The sequence below is a fragment of the Planomonospora sp. ID67723 genome (assembly GCF_015711605.1).
GTDB lineage: Bacteria > Actinomycetota > Actinomycetes > Streptosporangiales > Streptosporangiaceae > Planomonospora_A.
On the sequence record NZ_JABTEZ010000001.1, the window covers coordinates 1854308 to 1875565 of the forward strand.

21 protein-coding genes are annotated in these 21258 nt (G+C 73.0%); 7 read left to right on the forward strand and 14 right to left on the reverse strand.

Features of this window, described 5'->3' with window-relative positions:
- Nucleotides 1-14 precede the first annotated feature (14 nt).
- The 8 genes from HS041_RS08895 to HS041_RS08930 all read right to left on the reverse strand — a co-directional run bounded on the left by HS041_RS08895 (nt 15) and on the right by HS041_RS08930 (nt 7768).
- On the reverse strand, nt 15-482 hold the full coding sequence (locus HS041_RS08895) for a hypothetical protein (RefSeq protein WP_230878487.1): 468 nt from the start codon (nt 480-482) through the stop codon (nt 15-17).
- Nucleotides 483-602: 120 nt separating this feature from the next.
- The gene (locus tag HS041_RS08900; RefSeq protein WP_196439994.1) at nt 603-1412 is read right to left on the reverse strand and encodes an SRPBCC family protein; all 810 of its coding nucleotides are present in this window, start codon (nt 1410-1412) and stop codon (nt 603-605) included.
- A gap of 137 nt (nt 1413-1549) precedes the next feature.
- On the reverse strand, nt 1550-2437 hold the full coding sequence (locus HS041_RS08905) for an FAD binding domain-containing protein (RefSeq protein ID WP_196439995.1): 888 nt from the start codon (nt 2435-2437) through the stop codon (nt 1550-1552).
- Nucleotides 2434-4881, reverse strand: coding sequence for a xanthine dehydrogenase family protein molybdopterin-binding subunit (locus HS041_RS08910; protein WP_196439996.1), 2448 nt, complete (start codon nt 4879-4881; stop codon nt 2434-2436). The genes HS041_RS08905 and HS041_RS08910 overlap by 4 nt, the downstream gene beginning before the upstream one ends.
- Nucleotides 4878-5363: a (2Fe-2S)-binding protein gene (locus HS041_RS08915; protein ID WP_196439997.1), complete on the reverse strand. Its 486-nt coding sequence runs from the start codon at nt 5361-5363 to the stop codon at nt 4878-4880. Before HS041_RS08915 ends, HS041_RS08910 begins: the two co-directional genes overlap by 4 nt.
- Before the next feature lie 106 nt (nt 5364-5469).
- Nucleotides 5470-6510 carry a pyridoxamine 5'-phosphate oxidase family protein gene (locus HS041_RS08920; protein WP_196439998.1) on the reverse strand — a complete coding sequence of 347 codons (1041 nt, stop codon included), beginning with the start codon at nt 6508-6510 and terminating at the stop codon, nt 5470-5472.
- Between the two features lie 26 nt (nt 6511-6536).
- A complete protein-coding gene (locus HS041_RS08925; protein WP_196439999.1) occupies nt 6537-6980 on the reverse strand; it encodes a VOC family protein in 444 nt (147 codons plus the stop codon).
- Between the two features lie 122 nt (nt 6981-7102).
- Nucleotides 7103-7768 carry a type 1 glutamine amidotransferase domain-containing protein gene (locus tag HS041_RS08930; protein ID WP_196440000.1) on the reverse strand — a complete coding sequence of 222 codons (666 nt, stop codon included), beginning with the start codon at nt 7766-7768 and terminating at the stop codon, nt 7103-7105.
- An 86-nt stretch (nt 7769-7854) separates the two neighbouring features.
- Between HS041_RS08930 and HS041_RS08935 the strand changes: the two genes are divergently transcribed.
- Nucleotides 7855-8823 (forward strand): LysR family transcriptional regulator, encoded by a 969-nt coding sequence (locus HS041_RS08935; RefSeq protein ID WP_196440001.1) that lies wholly within the window; start codon nt 7855-7857, stop codon nt 8821-8823.
- A gap of 40 nt (nt 8824-8863) precedes the next feature.
- On the opposite strand, the gene HS041_RS08940 is transcribed toward HS041_RS08935, so the two are convergent.
- The 3 genes from HS041_RS08940 to HS041_RS08950 are packed head-to-tail and all read right to left on the reverse strand — an operon-like array spanning nt 8864 to nt 11320.
- Entirely contained in the window at nt 8864-9439 is a 576-nt protein-coding gene (locus tag HS041_RS08940) for a CGNR zinc finger domain-containing protein (RefSeq protein ID WP_196440002.1), read from the reverse strand.
- Nucleotides 9440-9474: 35 nt separating this feature from the next.
- Nucleotides 9475-9693 (reverse strand): hypothetical protein, encoded by a 219-nt coding sequence (locus HS041_RS08945; protein ID WP_196440003.1) that lies wholly within the window; start codon nt 9691-9693, stop codon nt 9475-9477.
- Nucleotides 9683-11320, reverse strand: coding sequence for a PspC domain-containing protein (locus tag HS041_RS08950; protein ID WP_196440004.1), 1638 nt, complete (start codon nt 11318-11320; stop codon nt 9683-9685). The genes HS041_RS08945 and HS041_RS08950 overlap by 11 nt, the downstream gene beginning before the upstream one ends.
- 142 nt (nt 11321-11462) lie before the next feature.
- Here HS041_RS08950 and HS041_RS08955 point away from each other — a divergent pair, with 142 nt between their 5' ends.
- The 5 genes from HS041_RS08955 (at nt 11463) to HS041_RS08975 (ending at nt 16216) form a co-directional block, all read left to right on the forward strand.
- On the forward strand, nt 11463-12707 hold the full coding sequence (locus HS041_RS08955) for an ATP-binding protein (RefSeq protein WP_196440005.1): 1245 nt from the start codon (nt 11463-11465) through the stop codon (nt 12705-12707).
- Nucleotides 12708-12807: 100 nt separating this feature from the next.
- Nucleotides 12808-13446: a response regulator gene (locus HS041_RS08960; protein WP_196440841.1), complete on the forward strand. Its 639-nt coding sequence runs from the start codon at nt 12808-12810 to the stop codon at nt 13444-13446.
- A 40-nt stretch (nt 13447-13486) separates the two neighbouring features.
- Nucleotides 13487-14953: a glutamate-cysteine ligase family protein gene (locus HS041_RS08965; RefSeq protein ID WP_196440006.1), complete on the forward strand. Its 1467-nt coding sequence runs from the start codon at nt 13487-13489 to the stop codon at nt 14951-14953.
- A 179-nt stretch (nt 14954-15132) separates the two neighbouring features.
- Nucleotides 15133-15396, forward strand: a complete 264-nt coding sequence (locus HS041_RS08970; protein ID WP_196440007.1) for a WhiB family transcriptional regulator — start codon at nt 15133-15135, stop codon at nt 15394-15396.
- Nucleotides 15397-15421: 25 nt separating this feature from the next.
- Nucleotides 15422-16216: a CPBP family intramembrane glutamic endopeptidase gene (locus tag HS041_RS08975; RefSeq protein ID WP_196440008.1), complete on the forward strand. Its 795-nt coding sequence runs from the start codon at nt 15422-15424 to the stop codon at nt 16214-16216.
- Between the two features lie 7 nt (nt 16217-16223).
- Here HS041_RS08975 and HS041_RS08980 read toward each other — a convergent pair whose 3' ends face one another.
- The gene (locus HS041_RS08980) at nt 16224-16973 is read right to left on the reverse strand and encodes an ABC transporter permease (RefSeq protein ID WP_196440009.1); all 750 of its coding nucleotides are present in this window, start codon (nt 16971-16973) and stop codon (nt 16224-16226) included.
- A gap of 82 nt (nt 16974-17055) precedes the next feature.
- Complete coding sequence (locus HS041_RS08985) at nt 17056-17772, reverse strand: PIG-L deacetylase family protein (protein ID WP_196440010.1); 717 nt, start codon at nt 17770-17772, stop codon at nt 17056-17058.
- Nucleotides 17773-17921: 149 nt separating this feature from the next.
- Between HS041_RS08985 and pcrA the strand changes: the two genes are divergently transcribed.
- Entirely contained in the window at nt 17922-20147 is a 2226-nt protein-coding gene (gene pcrA, locus HS041_RS08990; protein WP_196440842.1) for a DNA helicase PcrA, read from the forward strand.
- A 97-nt stretch (nt 20148-20244) separates the two neighbouring features.
- Here pcrA and HS041_RS08995 read toward each other — a convergent pair whose 3' ends face one another.
- Entirely contained in the window at nt 20245-21201 is a 957-nt protein-coding gene (locus HS041_RS08995; protein ID WP_196440011.1) for an oxidoreductase, read from the reverse strand.
- Nucleotides 21202-21258 lie beyond the last annotated feature (57 nt).

The following is a 21258-nucleotide window of genomic DNA, read 5'->3' on the forward strand; positions in this document are numbered from 1 at the left end:
GCCGAGGGACCCGGTCAGCCGACGGGTCCCTCGGGGAGGAGGTCGGCGAGGTAGGCGTCGAGGTCGGGGCGGTCCGGCTCCAGCATGTGGCGGACCCAGGAGGAGCGCTCGTGCTCGATCGGCGGCAGCTCCCAGACGCAGCCGATCAGCGGCTTGGCGAGCTCGGCCCAGTGGGTGCGGTCCTCGTCGGGACTGCCGAGGAAGGGGATCCCGGCCGCCGCCGTACGGCAGTGCAGCACGTTGTCCCAGTACCAGCTGTAGGCGTTGAGGAAGACGCCGTCGGCCGTCTCATGGAGCACGGTGAAGGTCGCGGGCGGGGTGCCGTCGGGCTCGGGGAACAGGTCGGGCAGGAAGGCGTAGGCCGCCTTCTGCAGGGTCTCGTCGATCTCGGAACCGTCGAGGTTGACGTGGTAGCGCTTGACATGGCGACCGGCGATCACGACCGGGGCCGGAACGCGGAGCCGCTTGCGGTAGAAGGCCATGCCCGAACGGTAGGGCCGGGTCACTGCCGTCTGCTGTCAGTGGCCCGGGCGGTCTTCGCGCCCCGCGGAGCCGGAGGATCCCACCCGGACCGCCCTGGCAGCCGCCATCCGGCGGTGCGGTCAGCGGCGCAGGGCGCGGCGGAGCAGCCAGGCGAGCAGGGCGACGCCCAGCAGCGCGGCGGCCGGCAGGGCGGCCCGCCTGAGCAGCGGGACGCCCGCCACCTCCAGGAGGTCGAGGGCCTCCTCGTCGGGGGTCCGGGAGGTGCGGGCGGTGCCGGCCGGGTGGGCGTCCTGCCCGCGGATCTCCTCGATCGGGGCGACCTCGCGGGGCGAGGGGACCACGGTGAGGGAGGCCGGGGAGGTGGGCTCCGCCGAGGCGGGCTCCACGGACTCCGCCGGTTCCGTGGCCGCCGTGGGCCCGGACTCCACGGCGCTGAGAGAGGCGGACCCCGCGGCGGAGGGTTCGGCCGCGGTGCCGGGACTCTCCGCCAGCAGTTCGGACAGGTTCGCGGCGAACCTGTCGATCAGCTTGGCGCCGACCTCGGCCATCACGCCCCGGCCGAACTGGGCGGGGCGGCCGGTCACGTTGAAGGAGGTGCCGACGGTGACCCGGGTGTCCGCCCCCTCCGGGTGGAGGCGGGCGGTGACCGTGGCGCCGGCCGTGCCGGAGCCCCGCGCCTCCTTGCCGGATGCCTTGACGGTCAGGGCGTGCGCGTCCTTGTCCACGTCCTCGAACCTGGCCTCGCCCCGGTAGGTGACCGTGATCGGGCCGACCTTCACCTTCATCCGGCCGGTGAAGGAGTCGCCGTCGACGGTGTCGAGCACGGCCCCCGGCAGGCAGGGCGCGACCCGCTCGACGTCCAGGAGCACCGCCCAAGCCTGCTCGACCGGTACCGGAACCGTGAACTCGTGCTCGAACCGCATCGCCATCGATCCGCTCCTCTCGGCCGGTCGGACGGCCGGCCGTCCTCGCGCCACCGCTGTAGCTGTGACATTACGACCACTCACGGCGGCCTCGCCAGAGTGGAGGCCGGCCGGGAGACGGACGCCCGGCCGGCGGTTCCGCCTCAGGCGCCCGCCGCCCGCACCGCCCGGTAGGTCAGCACCCGGGCCAGGTGACGGCGGTAGTCCGGTCTGGCGTGCAGGTCCACCGGGGGCGCGGTGCCCTCGGCGGCCTCGCCGCAGGCGTCCCTGAGCGGGTCGCGGGAACCTCCTGCGGCGCCGTTCCCGTTCGGCCGGGCGGGGGTCACCCCGCGCAGCGCCGCCTCCACCGCCCGGGCCCGCACCGGCGTCGGGCCCATGTTGGTCAGGCCGATCCTGGCCTCCTCGATGCTCCCTCCGACGGTCCGTACGGCGGCCGCCACTCCGACGACCGCCCACGCCTGCGCGGTCCGGTGGAACTTCTCGTAGTGGAAGCCCCAGCCCTCGCCCAGCTTGGGCACCCGCACGCCGAGCAGCACCTCGCCCGGGCGCAGCGCCGGCTCCAGGTAGTCGACGAAGAACTCGGCCGCCGGGATCTCCCGCTCGCCCCCGGCCGATCTGGCGACGAACACGCAGTCCAGGGCGAGGGCGACGGCGGGCAGGTCACCGGCGGGGTCGGCGTGGGCGAGGGAGCCGCCGAAGGTGCCGCGGTGCCGTACCGCGGGGTCGGCGACCGTGGCGGCGGCCAGCGCGACCAGGGGGACGTGCCCGCGGACCACGGGGGAGCGCAGCACCTCGTCGTGCGTGGTGAGCGCGCCGATGAACACGTGGTCGCCGCGGTCCTCCACCCTGCGCAACCCGGGCAGCCGTCCGAGGTCCACCAGCGCGGCCGGGTAGGCCAGCCGCAGCCGCAGCAGCGGCAGCAGGGACTGGCCTCCGGCCAGGACCTTGGCCTCCTCGCCGGCGTCGTCGAGCACGTGGCAGGCCTCGTCCAGCGAGGCGGGCCGGATGTAGTCGAACGCCGCGGGGATCATCGCGCTCCTCCTTCGGGCTCGGTCGGGCCCGCCCATCCCGCCGCGGCGCCGTCTCCGCCGAGCGCCCGCCAGATCCGCTCGGGGGTGCAGGGCATCGCGACGTCGCGCACGCCGTACGGGCGCAGGGCGTCGACGATCGCGTTGACCACGGCCGGGGTGGAGGCGATCGTCCCGGCCTCGCCGACGCCCTTGACGCCGAGCGGGTTGCTGGTCGCGGGGGTCTCGGTCCGGTCGGTGACGAACTCCGGCAGGTCGGCGGCGGACGGGATCAGGTAGTCGGCCATCGTCGTGGTGAGCAGGTTGCCCTCGGTGTCGTAGACAGCCTCCTCGAACAGGGCCTGGGCGATGCCCTGCGCGATGCCGCCGTGCACCTGGCCCTCGACGATCAGCGGGTTCACCACGGAGCCCACGTCGTCCACGGCCACGTAGGAGCGGATCCTGACCGCACCCGTCTCGGTGTCCACCTCGACCGCGCACAGGTGGGTGCCGTGCGGGAAGGAGAAGTTCTCCGGGTCGAAGGTCGCGTCGGCGTCCAGCCGGGGTTCGAAGCCCTCCGGGAGGTCGTGCGCGGCGAAGGCGGCGAGCGCGAGCTCCTGGATGGTCCTGCCCTCGGAGGTGCCCCGGACCCGGAACTCCCCGGCGGCGAACTCGATGTCGCCGGGGGCGGCCTCCAGCAGGTGCGCGGCCAGGTTCCTGGCCTTGTCCCGCACCTTCTCGCAGGCCCGCAGTACGGCGACGCCGCCCACGACGAGCGAGCGCGAGCCGTAGGTGTCCATTCCCCGGGGCGCGATCGCGGTGTCGCCGTGCAGGACGGAGACGTCGTCGAACGGCACGCCCAGCGCGTCGGCCACGATCTGGCTCCAGGCGGTCTCGTGTCCCTGGCCGTGCGGGGAGGTGCCGGTGACGACCTCGACCTTGCCGGTGGGGAGCATCCGGACCGTGGCGTGTTCCCAGCCGCCCGCCCCGTAGCTGAGCGAGCCGAGCACCCGGGACGGGGCCAGGCCGCACATCTCGGTGTAGGTCGAGACGCCGATGCCGAGCTGGACGGGGTCGCGCCGGTCGCGCCGGTCGGCCTGCTCGGCGCGGAGCTTGTCGTAGCCGAACAGGGCCAGCGCCCGGTCGGTGGCGGCCTCGTAGTTGCCGGAGTCGTAGGTCAGCCCGGCGATCGTGGTGTAGGGGAACTCCTGATGGGTGATCCAGTTGCGGCGCCGTACCTCGATGGGGTCGAGGTTCAGCTCGTGGGCGAGCTCGTCGACGGCGCGCTCGATGGCAAACGTGGCCTCGGGGCGGCCCGCGCCCCGGTAGGCGTCGGTCGGCATCTTGGTGGTGAAGACGCCCGTGCAGGTGAAGTCGTAGGCGTCCATCTTGTAGATGCCGTTGTACATGAACGCGCCGAGGATCGGGATGCCCGGCGTGACCAGCATCAGGTAGGCGCCCATGTCGGCGAGCAGGTCCACCCGCACGCCCCGGATCCGCCCGTCCCGATCGGCCGCGACGGAGATCCGCTGGATCTGGTCGCGGCCGTGGTGCACGGTCATGTTGCCCTCGGAGCGGGACTCGGTCCACTTCACCGGCTTGCCGAGCCGGCGGGTCAGCAGCAGGCAGAGCACCTCCTCGGCGGTGACCTGGAGCTTCGAGCCGAAGCCGCCGCCCACGTCGGGGGCGATGACGCGGAGCCTGTGCTCGGGGATGCCGGTGGTCAGCGCCAGCATGACGCGCAGGACGTGCGGGATCTGCGTCGCGGAGTAGAGGGTGAAGGCGCCGCCGTCGGTGGTGGCCACGACCGCGCGGGGCTCCATCGCGGTGGGGATGAGCCGCTGCTGGACGTAAGTGCGGTCGATCACCACGGGGGCGTCGCGGAACGCCGCCTCGATGTCTCCCCCGGAGAACTTCCAGGTGAAGGCCTGGTTGCCGGTCTCGTGGACCTTCGGGCCGCCCTCGGCGAGCGCCTCGGTCATGTCGAGCACGGCCTCCAGCGGCTCGTAGTCGACCTCGATCGACTCCAGCGCGTCGGCGGCCCTGTAGCGGTCGGTGGCGACCACGCAGGCCACGGCCTCGCCGACGTAGCGGACCTCGTCCACCGCCATGGGCGGGTGGTCGGGGATGACGACGTCCTCGCTGACCGGCCAGGCGCACGGCAGCGAGCCCTGCTCCCCGGCGACGTCCCGCCCGCTGTAGGCGGCGACCACGCCGGGCTGGGCCCGCGCGGCGGAGACGTCGACCCGGGTGATCCGGGCATGTGCCATCGGGCTGCGCAGGAACGCCACGTACAGCATGCCCGGGAGCTGGATGTTGTCGGTCCACGTCGTCCGGCCGGTGATCAGCCGGGCGTCCTCCTTGCGCCTGCGGGCCCGGCCGACCTCGTGACCGCCGTCGGGGGCGCCGAGCCGGCCGCTCTCGGCGATCTGCCGGGCGACCAGGCCGGCGTCGAGTTGCTCCGTCATGAGGTGCGCACCTCCTCGCCGGACATCTCCTGCGCGCCGCGCCGTACCGCGCGGACGATGTTGCAGTAGCCCGTGCACCGGCACAGGTTGCCTTCCAGGCCCTGCCTGATGGCCTCCTCCGACGGGTCGGGATCGTCCCGCAGCAGGTCGATCGCGGCCATGACCATGCCCGGGGTGCAGTATCCGCACTGCAGCGCGTGCTCGGTGCGGAAGGCCTCCTGCATGGGGTGAAGTTCGCCGTCCCGGCCGAGACCCTCGATCGTGACGACGTCGCACTCGTCGGCCTGCACGGCCAGCACCGAGCAGCTCTTGGCGCTCCTGCCGTCGAGCATCACGGTGCAGGCGCCGCAGTTGCCGGTGTCGCAGCCGACAGGGGTGCCGGTCTTGCCGAGCCGGTCTCTCAGCAGGTGGACCAGGAGGAGGCGGGGTTCGACCTCCTCCTCGTAGCGGATGCCGTCGACGGTGACGGTGATTCGGGGCATACGTCCTCCAGGTGCACCCACGAGGGGATTGAGGAGAAGTGGGAGCCGGCTGATAAATGCGAACGTACGCCCCTGCTCACGCCGGTCAAGCCCTTGCTTCGAGGCTTTAGAGGCTTTCCCCCTCCCGTTCGGGTGGGCGGGAGGCCCCGCGGGAGGCGATCCGGTCCCCCGGCGCCCCGGGATCGTGGGAGCCGGAGGCCGGGTTGTGCCGGGAGTAGTCTCCGAACGTCCAGCGGAGCGGGATCGCCCCGCCGACGTGGACGACGCCGTCCACGTCGAACCCGACCAGCCGCTCGGCTCCGGGGACGCCGCGCGGGTCCCAGTCCACACGGGCCCGGCCGGTCAGGTGCAGCGCGTCGCCGCTCTCCCAGTCGGGGAAGAGCAGGCCGCAGCGCTCGTCCAGCTCCAGGTTGCCGAGTGTCATGTACATCATGTTCCCGGCGTACTCCGGCCAGACCAGCCGCCGCTCGCCGAGCACCCTGACGAATCCGGGGGTGCCGCCCCGGTGGGAGACGTCGGCGCCGAGCCCCTCGGCGCGGGTGGCGACGAAGAACGTGTCCGCGCGCTCGATCCGCGCGCGCTGCCCGGCGGTGAGCACCTCGCCGGTCCGCGCCCGGACGTTCGCCGGGACGAGCTCCTCGGTGATCGTCCTGGTCTGGATGTACTTGGGGCAGTTGGCATAGACCTGCTCGGTGCGGACGACGAGCCGGTCGCCGTCGCGGCGGGCCCGGCCGTTGACCCGCATCCGCCGCCGGGTGGCCGGTTCGATGGCGAGCATCCCGATCTCGTGCCCGCCGCCGGTCCCGGGCGCGCTGCCCTTCCCATGCCCGCCGCCCGTCCCGGCGGGCCCGGGAGCACGCTGACCGGGCCCGCCGAACACCCCCGCCAAAGGGTCGTGCGCGCCGGGCAGCGCGTCGATCACGACGGTCCGCTCGCCGTACGGCCGGGCGAATCCGGCGGGACCGGTCAGCGTGCTCGCCCAGACCCGTCCCGAGGCGTCGGCGGCCCCGACGACGAGCATGCGCTGCGCCCGCAGGAACTCGCCCGCCACCTCCGGGATCTCCGGACGGGTCCGCGCCGAGCCCAGTTCCCCGGCCCGTCTGACCCCGGCCCGCCGCTGGACCGCGACCTCTCCCGCGTGCGTCATGGCTTCTCCGTCCAGACTCTGCCGGTCTAGAAGAACCCGCAGGTGGGGGCGGCTCCCGCGGGGGCGAGGAGATCGCCGGCGCCGGTGGGCGCGTAGATCTCCAGCCGGATCCCGTCCGGGTCCTCGAAGAACACACCCCCGGAGGACGCCCCCTCGCCGTGCGCGACGACGCCGTCGTGGTGGATCGCGGCCCCGAGCTCCCGGATGACCGTCTCGGCGCGCCGCACCGCCTCGATGTCCGGGACCTGGAAGGAGAGGTGGTGCAGGCCGGGCAGGGCGGTGGCGAAGCGTCCCTCGCTCTGCTGCCAGAGGGTCAGCACGAGCGTGCCGTCGAGGCCGAGGAAGGCGTAGCGGCGGCCCTCCTCGCTCGACTCGCCGACGACCTCGAAGCCGAAGACCTCCCGGTAGAAGTCCCTGGACGTGTCGAGGTCGGAGACGTTGAGGCCCACGTGGCCGGTCTTGAAGGTCATCCGCCGCACTCCCATCATCATTTCTAACGGCTCAATCCGTTAGATGCTGAGAACAATCTAACGGATTGATTGGCTGTTTGCCGTTATAAATGTGTGATTTAGATCACTATGGATGGGTCCGGCTAGCTCAGGGCGGCGACGACCTCCCTGGCCGCCCCGGCGGCGCTCGCCGGGTTCTGGCCGGTCACCAGCCGCCCGTCGCGCACGACGTGCTCGGTGAAGTCGGGAGCCCCGGAGTGCAGGGCGCCGCGCTCGGCGAGGGTGCTCGCCAGCAGGAACGGCACCGTCCCGGCGAGGCCGGCCGCCGCCTCCTCGGAGTCGGTGAAGGCGGCCACCCGCTTGCCCGCGACCAGCAGGGAACCGTCGGAGAGCGTGACGTTCACCAGGGCGGACGGGCCGTGGCAGACCGCGGCCACCACTCCGCCGTTCTCGTAGACGGCGCGGGTCAGCGCCGCGACGTCCTTGTCGTCGGGGAAGTCCCACATGGTGCCGTGGCCGCCCGCGAAGAACACCGCGTCGTAGCGGGCCGGATCGACGTCCGCGACGCGCGGGGTGGAGCGCAGCCGCTCGCCGTACGTCTCCAGGAACTTCACCTGGGCGGGGTCGTCGGGGTCGTAGCCGTCCTGGGGCGGTTCGCCGCCCGCGATGCTCGCCAGGTCCATCTCGAACCCGGCGGAGTGGAAGACCTCCCAGGGGTGGGCGGCTTCCGAGACGTAGAAGCCGGTCGTCCGGCCGGTGTCGCCGAGTTGCCCGTGGCTGGTCAGGACGGTGAGGATGCGTTTCGTCATGACGTGAGGATCGCCTCTGACGAGCTATTGAAACAAATAACCGAACACCTCATCAGATATCAGGAATCTGATGGGAAAATCGATGTATGGCTGTGTCGCTGGATCTGTTCCGCACCTTCCTCGCCGTCTACCGGACGGGGTCCGTCACGGCCGCGGCGCACACCCTCGGGCTCTCCCAGCCGGCGGTGAGCGCCCAGGTCAGGACGCTGGAAGCGGTGCTGGAGAGCAAGCTGTTCGACCGGCTTCCCCGCGGGGTCGCCCCCACCTCCGCCGCCGAGGAACTGGCCCGGCGGCTCGCGGCCCCCCTGGACGCGCTGGAGGAGGCGGTCGGCGTCGGGCCGGGGCCGGAGGCGTTCACCCGCGCGGTCCACCTGGGCGGCCCCGCGGAGCTTCTCTCCACCCGCGTCGCGCGCGCGCTCGTCCCGCTGCTCGGCGAGGGCGTGAAGCTCCGCGTCGAGCTCGGCCTCGCCGACGACCTGCTCGACAGGCTCGCCGCCGGCACGCTCGACCTCGTCGTCTCCGCGGTCCGCCCCCGGCGGCGCGGGGTGCACGCGACGCCCCTGCTGGACGAGGAGTTCGTCCTGGTGGCCGCCCCCGCATGGGCCGGGCGCGCCGGGCTCCCCCCGACGGGCGGTCCGCCGGGGGCCGCGGAGGCCGGGGCGGGGGCCGCGCCGGTCGTCCCGCGGGTTCCGGAACCGGCCCGGCTGGCCGGGATCCCGGTGGTCGCCTACGCGGAGGACCTCCCGGTCATCCGGCGCTACTGGCGGACCGTCTTCGGGGCCCGTCCCGCGATGTCCGCCGTCCTCGTCATGCCCGACCTGCGCGGGGTGCTCGGGGCCGTCGCGGCGGGCGCGGGGATGTCGGTGCTGCCCCGCTACCTGTGCGAGGAGGAGCTGGCCGCCGGAGCGCTCGTCCCGCTCGCCGAGCCGGAGCTGCCGCCGATCAACACGTTGTTCCTCGCCGTCCGGGACGGGGCGATGACCCGGCGGGCCGTCGCGGCCGTCCACGACCACCTGCTCCGCTGGGGGCGCGAGACCCTCGCCCGCAGGCTCTGAGCGGGCGCCGCCGGGCCCCGCGCCGACGGCGGTGCCGACGTCACCGGGCCCTGTGCTGGTGGTAGTGGCGGGCGGCGCGGGCCCGGTTGCCGCACCCGGTCGAGCACCACTCCTGGCGGGCGTGCTCCTTCACGAAATACAGCACGCAGCGCGGAGCCGGGCAGGCCCGGAGCTGCTCGCGCTCCGCTCCGGCCAGCAGGGCGATCGCCGAGGCGGCGAGAGCGGCGCGCACCCGGGCGGACTCGCCCGCCCCACCCGCCGGGACGCTTATCGCCACGGGAGGAGCGTCAGCGGGCCACTCCAGCCGGGACGCCGTGGGCACGGCCAGCGCCGCGGCGTTGACCAGGTCGAGCGCGTCGGCGAACCCGGGCAGGCGGTGGGCGTCCGCGGCGCTCGCCGGGCCCGGCGCCACCGCCCTGGCGAACAGCGCCCGTACGGCCTGCCGCAGCTCGACCACCTCGCGCCGCAGCTCCTCGGTGGCGGTGAAACCGCTGTCGAGGCCCAGCTCCCCGGCATGTTCGCGGCCCCACGCGGTCATCCCCGCGACGTCCGAGAGCGTGTCGACCGGTCCGCTGCGGGTCGCGCGGACGGTGCTGACGAACTCCAGGGCTATCATCACCCGATTCTAACGCCTGTGACCGTGAGAACAGGCTAGCGGCGGACGGAGCGGGCGATGATGGCGATGAAGCCGGCGAAGGCCAGGCCGCCCAGGACGACCGGGAGCATGACGACCGGGTTCAGCTCCGGAACGGCGATGAAGAGGATCCCGACGGTGATGAAGAGCGCGCCGCTGAGCAGGGCCATCCAGTCCGTGCGGTGCCATCGGCTCCGCACGGCCGGACCGGTCTCGCGCTGGAGGTCAGGCCGCACGGCGCACCTCCACGTCCCCGACGCCGGCCTTGACGGTCAGCACGATGGTCGCCACCTCGCCCTCGGGCGTGATCTCAGGCTCCAGAGTCTTGTCGTGCCGGATGTCGGCACCTCCCTGCACCGAGTGGTCGATTTTGACGTCGCCGAGTTTGGCGTATCCGCTGACCTCGACCCTGACGGTGGGCGGCAGGATCACGGTGATCTCGCCGACCGAGACCGACGCCTCGACGACGGTCCGCGAGCCCGGCGCGAACGTCAGCTCGCCGAGGTCCAGGGTGCCTTCGCCGACCCCCACCGTGTAGCTTCCGGCGAGCTCCGCGATCGAGGTCGGGGCCCAGTCGTACGTGCCGAACTTCTTCGGGATGTCGCCCAGGGCGGATCCCACGACCAGCGTGAGCGCGACGACGGTGCCCGCCGCGACCAGGGCGGCGCCCCGGCCGAACCAGGCCGCGACCAGGAGCCCGCCGCCGATGGTGATGAGCGCCGCGCTTCCGACGACCGTCATGTTCACCGATCCCGAAGCGGACTGGACCGCCATGATGATCCCTCCAACGATCATGGCCAGGAATATCGTGATCGTCCCGATGAACGACCTGGGCGGCCTCGGCCGGGGTGGTGCCGGCGTCCGCGCGCCGTACGCGGCGAGGTCGTAGGGGGTCTGCGGGGCCGGGCCCCGGCGGGGGTCCAGCGGCCGGTAGGGGCCGTAGGGGGCGAACGGCTCGCCCGAGGAGTCGTAGGAGGCCGTCACCCCGGCGTAGGGATCCGGCGCCGCGCTGCGCGTCTCCTCACGCGGGCGTTCCCACGCGGCGGGCACCGTCCCGGCGTCCGTCTCCGCGTTCCTGCGGGCCCGGGCCGCGGCCATGCGGGCGTGCGCGGCGGAGATCGCCTCCTCGACGATGCGGGTCCGCTCGGCGGGGTCCTGCGCGGGGACGGATCCGGCGGCGGGAGCGGCGGCCGGGGGGTACGGCTCGGCGGGGGCGGGAGGATCCGCGTACGGCCCGGCCGGAGGACGGGTCCCGGGATGCGGGCCCGTGATGACCGGGGGGACGGGAGCGGGGACGCCGGACGGCGGGGCGGGCGGGTGGAAGGCGCCGGGCCGGTGCTCCGGCCGGGCGGCCTTCGGGCCGTCGTGGCGTCCGCTCCGCAGCCGCTCGGGCAGCGTCCTGGCCAGGGCCACCAGGTCGACGCCGCGCGAGTGGGCGGCGAGCAGGGCGACGGCGAACGTGGTGCCCACCACGACGCTGGCGGTCCCGATGCCGCCGGAGCTGACGTTGATGACCAGGCCGAAGCCGAAGACACCGGTCAGCAGGGCCATGACGGTCTCGCCGTCGAAGTCGCGCCGGGTCCACTGCTCGATGTGACCGGGGGCGCCGCTCGTCTCCCGCATCAGCAGGAACGCGGCGATGTAGAGCATGACGCCGACGCCCGAGGCGAGCACCAGCATCGCGAAGCCGACCCGGAACAGCACCGGGTCGACTCCGGCGTAACGGCCCAGGCCCGCGCAGACCCCGGTCAGCATGCGCCCGGTGTCGCTGCGGCCGAGCCTGCGGGGCCCGCCGGCGGCGGTGGTGGGCGGCGAGTCGGGCGGAGTGCTCGCCGGGTCCTGGGCGTTCCCGGTTTCGGTCATGGTCCCATCGTGGCCCTTCCCCGGACCCGGGCGCATCCGGGAGACCCCTGAGCGGTCCCGGAGGAGGGGGCGCCTTCTCAGGGGCGGGCCAGGGGAACTCCCGATGCGCCCGGTGTCGCGGCCGTGTGACGATGACAGGGCTATGACTGACCGACAGACGTCGCGCGGACCCGCCGCCGCGGACACGACACCTCATGACGCGGTGCCCACGACCATCGACGAGGCGGGCTTCCCCCGGCTCCTGCGGCTGGTGGACGGGCGGCTGGTGGCGGGGGTGGCCCAGGGCGTCGCGGCCCAGCTCCGGCTCGACCCGGTCGTGCTGCGGCTGGCCTTCGTGCTGCTCACCGTGCTGGACGGGATCGGCGCCGTGGTCTACGCGGCGCTGTGGATGTTCACCCCGCGCGCGCCGTACGAGGGCCGGGAGCCCGCGCGGGACTGGAGCCAGGTCACCGCCTACGGTGCGATCGGCCTGGCGCTGCTGGCGCTCCGCTGGCTCACCGGCGCCTCGACCGGCGGGATCGGCGCGTGGCCGATCGCGGTCGGCGGGATCGGCTCGCTGATCCTCTGGCAGCAGGCCGACCCGGACCGGCGGCAGCGCTGGATGGACTCCACCGTCGGGCAGGCGCGCAAGAGCCGGGTCCGCACGTTCGCGGGCCTGGTGCTCGTGGTCATCGGCATGATCGGGTTCCTCGCCGCCAACGACAAGCTGGACCAGGCCAGCCAGGGCATCGTGTTCACGCTGGTGGTCGTGGGCGGCGTCGCCCTCATCGCGGCCCCCTGGCTGGCGGGCCTGTGGAAGGAACTGCAGCGCGAGCGCCGCGAGCGCATCCGGCAGGAGGAGCGGGCCGAGTTCGCCGCGCACGTGCACGACTCCGTGCTGCACACGCTGACGCTGATCCAGCGCAGCGCGCACGACTCCCGCGAGGTGATGCGGCTCGCCCGCTCCCAGGAGCGCGAGCTCCGCAACTGGCTCTACCAGCCGAAGCAGGACGCCGACGCCTCGGTGGCCGCGGCCGTGCGGCGGGCCGCGGCCGAGGAGGAGGACGCCCACGGGGTGCCGATCGAGGTCGTCTGCGTGGGAGACTGCCCGCTGACGCCCGAACTGTCCGCCATGATGCAGGCCGCGCGTCAGGCGATGGTCAACGCTGCGAAATACTCCGAGTCGCCGGTCGTCTCCGTCTACGCGGAGGTGGAGCCGGGCGAGGTCACCGTCTTCGTCCGGGACCGGGGTGTCGGCTTCGACATGGACGAGGTGCCCGAGGACCGGATGGGCATCCGCCAGTCGATCATCGGCAGGATGGAGCGCAACGGGGGCAGCGCCCGGGTGCGGACCGAGCCCGGCGAGGGTACGGAAGTGATGTTGACCATGAAGCTGGAGAGCTCGTGATCCGCCGCCCCGCCCGGCGCCGCGCCGGACACGCGCGGGCCGTACGGGGCCGGCGGGGCGGGATCACCCGCGGAACGAACGAGGAGCGGTGAGGGATCACATGGGCAACATCAGGGTTCTGATCGTCGACGACCACCGGCTGTTCCGCTCGGGGGTCCGCGCCGAGCTGGGCGACTCCATCGAGGTGATCGGCGAGGCCGAGGACGTGGAGTCCGCGGTGCGGACGATCGCCGAGCTCCAGCCCGACGTCGTCCTGCTCGACGTGCACATGCCCGGCGGCGGCGGGCAGGAGGTGCTCCGCCGCGTCCTGGGCTCCGGCTCGCAGGTGCGCTTCCTGGCCCTGTCGGTCTCCGACGCGGCCGAGGACGTCATCGGCGTGATCCGCGGCGGCGCCCGGGGCTACGTCACCAAGACCATCAGCGGCCGGGAGCTCACCGACGCGATCCGCCGGGTGGCCGAGGGGGACGCCGTCTTCTCCCCGAGGCTGGCCGGGTTCGTGCTGGACGCCTTCGCCTCCAGCGAGGCCCCGCCGATCGACCCCGAGCTGGACTCGCTGACCCAGCGCGAGCGCGAGGTCCTGCGCCTGATCGCCCGGGGTTACGCCTACAAGGAGATCGCCAAGGAGCTGTTCATCTCGGTCAAGACGGTCGAGACGCACGTCTCGTCCGTGCTGCGCAAGCTCCAGCTCTCCAACCGTCACGAGCTCTCCCGCTGGGCCACCGCCCGCCGCCTGGTCTAGGTTCTGTACGGCCCGCGTCTTATGTGCGACTCTGCGAAATATGGGTCGCGATGTTCCCGCCATGGTGTTCAGCCGGGAGGACCGGCGGCGGTACCGGGACAAGATCCGCCGGTGCCTTGACGTCCTCGCCCGGATGCTGCACGATTCCCGGTTCGACTTCGACCGGCCCAAGGCCGGGCTGGAGATCGAGCTGAACCTGGTGGACGAGCGCGGCGAGCCCACGATGCGGAACGCCGAGGTGCTGACGGCCATCGCCGAGCCCGACTGGGCCACCGAGCTGGGCCAGTTCAACGTCGAGATCAACGTCGAGCCCGAGTCCCTCGAAGGGGACGGCGCCGTGCGGCTGGAGAACGGGGTCAGGGACCGGCTCAACCGGGCGGAGGAGCGGGCGCGCACGGTCGGCGGGCACACCCTGCTGATCGGCGTCCTTCCCACGCTGCGGGAGGGCGACCTCAACGAGGGCGCGCTCTCGGCCAACCCGCGCTACCGGCTGCTCAACGAGCAGATCTTCGCGGCCCTGGGCGAGGACCTGCACCTGTTCATCGAGGGCGACGAGGTCCTCGACACCTACGCCGACAGTATCGCCCCCGCCTCCTGCACCAGCACCCAGCTCCACCTCCAGGTCGGCCCCGAGGAGTTCGCCGCGCACTGGAACGCGGCGCAGGCCATCGCGGGCGTGCAGGTGGCGGTGGCGGCCAACTCGCCGTTCGTGTTCGGCAGGCGGCTGTGGCACGAGACCAGGATCCCGCTGTTCCAGCAGGCCGTGGACACGCGTACCGCCGAGCTGAAGGCCCAGGGCGTGCGGCCGAGGGTGTGGTTCGGCGAGCAGTGGATCACCTCGGTCTTCGACCTGTTCGAGGAGAACGTGCGGTACTTCTCCGCGTTGCTGCCCCTGTGCGAGGACACCGACCCGGCCGAGGAGTTCGCCCGCGGGGTGACCCCGCAGCTGGACGAGCTGACCCTGCACAACGGGACCGTCTACCGGTGGAACCGGCCGGTCTACGCGACCGTGGACGGCGTCCCGCACCTGCGGGTGGAGAACCGGGTGCTCCCGGCGGGCCCGACGGTCGCCGACATCGCCGCGAACGCCGCCCTCTACTACGGGCTCATGCGGGTCCTGCCGCATGACGAGCGCCCGGTGTGGACGCGCATGGCGTTCGCGGCGGCGGAGGAGAACCTGCTCACCGCGGCCCGCCGGGGGATGGGGGCCGGTCTCTACTGGCCGGGGGTGGGGGAGATCCCCGCCGCCGAGCTGGTCCTGCGCCACCTGCTCCCGCTCGCCTACGAGGGGCTGGACCTGTGGGGTGTGGACCCGGGACCGAGGGACCGGCTGCTCGGCATCATCGAGCGGCGGTGCGCGACCGGCATGACCGGGGCGCGCTGGCAGATCGAGGCGGTGGAGGCGCTGGGGGACCTCGACCGGCACGAGGCGCTGCGCCGCATGACCCTGCTCTACATGGACCACATGCACGGCAACGAGCCCGTCCACACCTGGCCCCGGCCCTGAGCCGTGCGGACCCGCGGGTGACGGCCCGTGCCCGCCGGGGCCGGCCGCCGTGACGGTGCCGCCCGCCGGAAGCGGGGAGTACGCCGGCACGGTGATCCCGGAATCCACCGGAAGGCTGATGCCGCGCGGCTCTCGCCCGCCTAGTCTGAGGGCCGGTTATCCAGCAGGGGGTGATGTTCATGCGGAGGACGGTCCGTGAGATCGGCTGGGCCGTACGGGGAGCCTGCCGTGGAAGCGACCCCGAGTTGTTCTTCCCGCCGGCGCCGTCGGCCGAGCAGGAGTCGCGGGCCAAGGCGGTCTGCGCGGGCTGCCCGGTGATGGACGACTGCCGGGCCTACGCCGTGCGGGCGGGTGAGCCGGAGGGGATCTGGGGAGGGCTCACCGTGAGGGAACGGCGCGGCCTGCGTTTCCCGGCGGGGTGGCGGCGGCGGGCCGCGGGATGATTCCTCACGGGGAGGGGGAGACGACATGCTCCTGCGCGGAGGACGGCGCGGCCGTCCCGTGAGCGCGGACCGGCGGACGGGGGCGCCGCTCGCCGGCGCGGTGGCCGTGCTGGCGGCGGCCAACCTGGCCAACAACCGCCTCGCGCCGCGCCTGGCTCCGCTGACCTCGGCCGCCGCCACCGGTGTCCTGGTCGCTCTGGCCCGAAGGTCCGGGCTCTCCTGGCCCGAACTGGGGTTCCGGGACGGCGCGCGCGGTCTGCGCATCGGCGGGGCGCTCGCCGCGGCCGTCGCCGCGGCCTACGGCGCGGGCATCGCCGTCCCCGCCACCCGCCGGTTCTTCCGCGACGAGCGCGCGCTCTCGCTCTCGCGCGCCCGCGCGCTGGAGGAGGCGCTGCTCCAGGTGCCGCTCGGCACGGTCCTGCTGGAGGAGGTCGGCTTCCGCGGCGTGCTGCACGGCCTGCTCGCCCGGTCCCACGGAGAACCCGCGGCCACCGCGGTCTCCTCGGCCCTGTTCGGCCTCTGGCACGTCCTCCCGGCGATCGACATGGCCGCCGCCAACCCCGCGCTGAGCGCTCTCGCCTCCGGGGAGTCCCCGCAGGGCGGTCCGCCTTCAGGCGCGTCCCGGGCGGAGACGGCGCGGGTGGTGGCCGGGTCGGTGCTCTCCACCGGGCTCGCCGGAGCGCTGTTCTGCGCGCTGCGCCGCAGGGGCGGTCTGGCCGCCCCCGCCCTCCTGCACCTCGCCACCAACTCCCTCGGCTACCTGTTCGCGCGGATCGCGCCGGGGGAGGCACCCGCCCCGGAGGCGGGCCGGACGCCGTAGGGCGGGCTCACGAGGGAGGGGCGGTCTCCGTCAGGCGGCCCCGTGCCACCAGTTCGATCGTGAGGAGCACCGCCACCGCCTGGGCGGCCAGCAGCGCGACCAGCACGACGAGCTGCACCACGCCCGCCTGGAGCGGGTCGGCCCCGCCCAGGAGCATGCCCACGAACGCCCCCGGCAGGGTGACCAGGCCCACGGTCCGCGTCTGGTCCAGCGCGGGCACCAGCGCCTGAGCCGCCGCCGGGCGGCAGATCTCCAGGGCCGCGTCCCGGCCGGAGAAGCCCAGCGCGAGCGCGGCCTCCACCTCGCCGCGCCGCCGGTCGAGCTCGTCCACCGCCCGCCGTCCCGCCAGCGCCGTGGCCGTCAGGCAGCCGCCCAGCAGGATGCCGGCGATCGGGATCAGGGTGATGCCCTTCGGCGGGACGGTCCCGGTTCCGGCCAGGAGCAGGAAGACCGGCAGGGTGCCCGCTCCGACGGGGACGGCGGCCCACCAGGCCGCGCGCCCCGAGGTGATCCTGCGTCCCGCGGTCAGGCTCGCCACGCCGTACATGACCAGCACGAACGCCGCCGCCGCCGGCGGCCGCTCGACGGCCCACACGATGACCAGGGAGACCGCGCCGAGCTGGACCGCGGCGCGCAGGCAGGCGGTGAGCACGGCCCGGGCGTGGCCGAGGCGGCCGAGCAGGGCGACGGCGGCCCCCGCGAGGGCGAGGAGGACGACGACGGCGGCGGTGGCGGGCGAGACGGCGATGGTGCTCACAGCACAAGAGCATGTCCTACGCCCGGGCGCGGGCGGCGGCACCCCTTCCCGGACACGGGGACGATCGCCCGGGCCGTGGGCGTCAGGCGGTGGGGACCCGCTTGAAGGCTTCGGCGTAGCGGTCCTCGCCGAGACCGGCGTTCTTCGCCAGGGAGGAGAAACGGGTCCGGAGGAAGCCCTCGAAACCCTCGATGTGCGAGGTCTGGCTCGCGTGCGCGCGCAGCGCGGCGAGCTTGCGGTCGAAAGTGGCGGTGACGTCCACGTAGTGGTCCGGGTTCTCGCCGCCGTTCAGCCAGACCTCGGGGACCGTCCACGCCTCCAGGCCCTCCTCCAGCAGGCCCGGGAAGGCGTAGGGGTTGCGGGCGTCGGGGTAGACGGCGTCGAGGGTCGCGCCGCCGACCGCGCGGTGGTCGGGGTGGCTGGGCGCGATGAAGGAGTAGTTGCGCTCGGGAGTGTGGGTGATCACCAGGTCGGGACGGACCTGGCGGATCACCCGGGTGATGTCGCGCCGCAGGTCCAGGCTCTGCTCCACGGTCCCGTCCGTGTAACCGAGGAAGCGCAGGTCGTGCACGCCCACGAGCTTGGCCGCGGCCGTCTGCTCGGACCGGCGGAGCCCGGCCATGCCGCCGCTGTCCAGCTCGCGGTCGAAACCGCCCGCGTCGCCGTCGGTGACGACGCAGTAGACGACTTCGGCGCCTCGATCGGTGAACCGGGCGATGGTTCCCGCCGCGGCGAAGTCGGCGTCATCCGGGTGCGCGGTCACCACGAGCACCCGGTTGATCTCGTTCTCAGGCAGCATGCGAGGCCTTTCCTGTCTTCCCGTCCCGATCAATGGTCACAACCGCGGGAAAGTCCGACCGCATTCCTTCCCGCGCCTGGACCCGGTTGTCGGTGACCCGCCTTAACCTAGGGGGCGTGTCGATCCCAGCCTCTTCCCTGACCCACCCGTTGCTCGACGGGCTCAACCCCCAGCAGCGCGAGGCCGTCGTGCACCACGGCAGCCCCCTGCTCATCGTGGCGGGGGCGGGTTCGGGCAAGACGAGGGTGCTGACCCACCGCATCGCCTACCTGCTGGCCGAGCGGGACGTGCGGCCGCAGGAGATCCTGGCGATCACCTTCACCAACAAGGCCGCCAAGGAGATGAAGGAGCGGGTCGACAAGCTCGTCGGGCCACGCTCGGCGGCGATGTGGGTGATGACCTTCCACAGCGCGTGCGTGCGGATCCTGCGCCGCGAGGCCGCGCGGCTGGGCTTCCCCTCGGGCTTCTCCATCTACGACCAGGCCGACTCCCAGCGCCTCATGGCGATGGTCTGCCGGGAGATGGACCTCGACCCCAAGCGTTACCCGCCGCGCTCCTTCTCCGCGCAGGTCAGCAACTTCAAGAACGAGCTGATCGACTACGAGACGGCCGCCGACCGGGCCGCCACGCACCTGGAACGCACGCTCGCCGAGGCCTACAAGAACTACCAGCGGCGGCTGACCGAGGCCGGCGCGATGGACTTCGACGACCTCATCATGCTCACGGTCACGTTGCTGCAGATCTTCCCCGACGTGGCCGAGCACTACCGCCGCCGCTGGCGGCACGTCATGGTCGACGAATACCAGGACACCAACCACGCCCAGTACACCCTGATCCGCGAGCTCGTCGGCACTCCCGAGCTGCGCACCGCCGACGGCGACCTGGTCAGGGAGGGGTCGGCCGGGATCGCCCCGGCGGAGCTGTGCGTGGTGGGCGACGCCGACCAGTCGATCTACGCCTTCCGCGGCGCGTCGATCCGCAACATCCTGGAGTTCGAGCGCGACTATCCGGACGCGCGGACGATCCTGCTGGAGCAGAACTACCGCTCGACCCAGACGATCCTGTCGGCCGCCAACGCGGTGATCTCCCGCAACGAGAGCCGCAAACCCAAGAACCTCTGGTCCGACCAGGGCGCCGGCCCGAAGATCGTGGGTTACGTCGCCGACGACGAGCACGACGAGGCCATGTTCGTCGCCCAGGAGGTCGACCGGCTCGCCGACGAGGAGGACGTGATCCCCGGTCAGGTGGCCGTGTTCTACCGGACCAACGCCGCCTCGCGTGTCTTCGAGGAGACCTTCATCCGGACCGGCCTGCCGTACAAGGTCGTGGGCGGGGTGCGCTTCTACGAGCGCAAGGAGGTCCGCGACCTGCTGGCCTACCTGCGGGTGCTGGCCAATCCCAACGACGTGGTCTCGCTGCGCCGGATCCTCAACGTGCCCAAGCGGGGCATCGGCGACCGGGCCGAGGCGATGGTGGAGGCGTTCGCGGCCCGGGAGCGGATCCCGTTCGCCGAGGCGCTGCGCCGGGCCGGCGAGGCGCCGGGCATGGCCACCCGCTCGGTCAACGCGATCAAGGAGTTCGTCGCGCTCCTGGACGAGCTGACCCTCAAGGCCGAGGGCGTGTCTCCGTCGGCGCTGGCCCAGGAGGTGCTGGTCGGCACCGGCTACCGGGCCGAGCTGGCCGCCTCCGGAGACCCGCAGGACGAGAGCCGCCTGGAGAACCTGGACGAGATGATCTCGGTGGCCTCCGAGTTCGAGGAGGCCAACCCCGAGGGCACGCTCGTGGAGTTCCTGGAGCAGGTCTCGCTGGTGGCCGACGCCGACCAGATCCCGGCGAGCGACGGGGGGCAGGGCGTCGTCACGCTGATGACCCTGCACACGGCCAAGGGGCTGGAGTTCCCGGTGGTCTTCCTCACCGGCATGGAAGACGGCGTCTTCCCGCACATGCGCTCCATGGGCGAGCCGAAGGAACTGGAGGAGGAGCGTCGCCTGGCCTACGTCGGCATCACCAGGGCCGAGCGTCGCCTCTACGTCTCGCGGGCGGCGGTCCGCAGCTCGTGGGGGTCCCCGTCGTTCAACCCGGCCTCCCGGTTCGTCGCCGAGATCCCCTCGGACCTGGTCGACTGGCGCAGCGACCCGGGCAAGAACGCCTGGAGCGCGGCGACCGCCCGCCGGGAGCCCTCCCGTACGGCCCCCGCGGGCAGGAAGGCCGGAGGACGGCAGATCCCGAACCTGAAGCCGGGCGACCGGGTCACCCACGACCAGTACGGCCTGGGCACGGTCGTCTCGGCCGACGGCGACAAGGCGAAGATCGACTTCGGTAGCGGCGGGGCGAAGACGCTGGTGCTGGCCTATGCCCCGCTGGAGAAGCTCTGACATCCTCGCCGCCCCGGGAGGCGGACTCTCGAAGCCCGGGCCCGCCGGCACCGCCCTCGTCGCGGACCATCCCGCGCCGTGATCCACGGGATGCGGTCTAGGGGGCCGGTGGCAGGCCGTACCGCACACCGGTCAGCTCTTCGGACAGCTCCCACAGCCGGCGCGCGTCGGCGGGGTCGGTCGCCGGCTTGACCGGCTGCACGACCGTCGGATGGCCCTTGCTCTCGGCCCAGCCGTCCGGGCCGATGAACTCGCCGCTGCGGGCCTGCGGGTCGGTGGCGGCGTAGAGCTGGGGGAGGGCGCCCATGTCGGCGTGCTGGGCGAAGAGCCGGTTGCTCAGGCGCATGACCGACTTCATCAGCCCGGTCGGGCCGGTGCTCTGCAGGTTGGTGTCGGAGTAACCGGGGTGCGCCAGCAGGCTGCGCACCGGCATCCCGGCGGCCTTCAGCCGGCGGTCCAGCTCCAGTCCGAAGAGCACGTTGGCGAACTTCGACTGGGCGTAGAAGGAGGTCGGCGCGTAGTCGCGCTCCCCGGTCAGGTCGTCGTAGTGGATCCTGCCGCGCCTGTGCAGGCTCGAGCTGACCGTCACCACCCGGGCGTCCCGGCCGGCCGCGATCACCTCCAGCAGCAGGCCGGTGAGCGCGAAGTGGCCGAGGTGGTTGGCGGCGAACTGGATCTCGTGCCCCTGGGGGCTGAGCGACCGGGGCGGCATCATGATGCCCGCGTTGTTGACCAGCACGTCGATGCCCACCTCGTCGGCGTGCAGGCCCTCGGTGAACTTCCGGACGGAGTCGAGGTCGGCGAGGTCGACGAGGCGCACCTCCAGGCTGACGGGCCGGTCGGCGCCCGCCCGGATCTCCTCGAGCGCCCTGCGGCCCTTCGCCTCGTTGCGCACCGCCATCACCACGTGCGCACCGCGCCGGGCCAGGTCGCGGGTCGTCGCGTAACCGAGACCGCTGTTGGCGCCCGTCACCAGGAACGTCTTGCCCGTCTGGTCCGGGATGAGGTCGGCGGTCCACCGCTTCGAGCTCCGGGCCGGTGTCTTCGCATTCATAGACGCATGATGTTGCTACTGACACTTTGTGTCAATGACGTCTCTATGTGTCGAATG